Source organism: Pseudomonas sp. 20P_3.2_Bac5 (assembly GCF_025466035.1).
Classification (GTDB): domain Bacteria; phylum Pseudomonadota; class Gammaproteobacteria; order Pseudomonadales; family Pseudomonadaceae; genus Aquipseudomonas.
In genome coordinates this window covers 1-476 of the sequence record NZ_JANLOA010000122.1, presented here as the reverse complement: position 1 = coordinate 476, position 476 = coordinate 1, and the positions used below count along the sequence as shown (strand labels likewise).

At 54.4% G+C, this 476-nt stretch carries 1 pseudogene; it reads left to right on the top strand.

What is annotated here, in order from left to right:
- Positions 1–476: pseudogene (locus tag NTD88_RS22130) on the top strand (IS3 family transposase); the annotation flags it as partial.

The window sequence follows — 476 nt, the reverse complement described above, 5'->3', positions numbered from 1 at the left end:
GATGTCTGACCCCAAAACGCTCACTCCAGAGCAGCGGATCAAAGAGCTTGAGCAGCAGCTTGAGCTGATGAGCCAGAAGGCCCAGTTCTTTGAGACGGTCGTTGATGTTCTGAAAAATGACTATGGTGTCTCGGTCGTAAAAAAGCGATCCGGCAAGTCCTCTCGCAAGGTCAAGTCGCAGGACTGAGCATTGCCAGGGCTTGTCAGTTTCTAGGCATCAGTCGACAGGCTTACTACAAGCGCAACCGAGTTGCTGATGGCAAAGAACGCCAGGCAGACCGGGTGGTTGAGTTTGTACAGCAAGTCCGGATGCGCCAGCCTCGCCTGGGTACACGCAAGCTGCACTATCTGCTGCATTGCCAACCTGACAGACGATTCCAGGTCGGCCGAGATAGGCTGTTCCAAGTCTTGGGAGAGCGCCGTTTGCTAGTGCTGCCTAAGCGGGCCTACCACAAGACAACACAAAGCTTTCATCG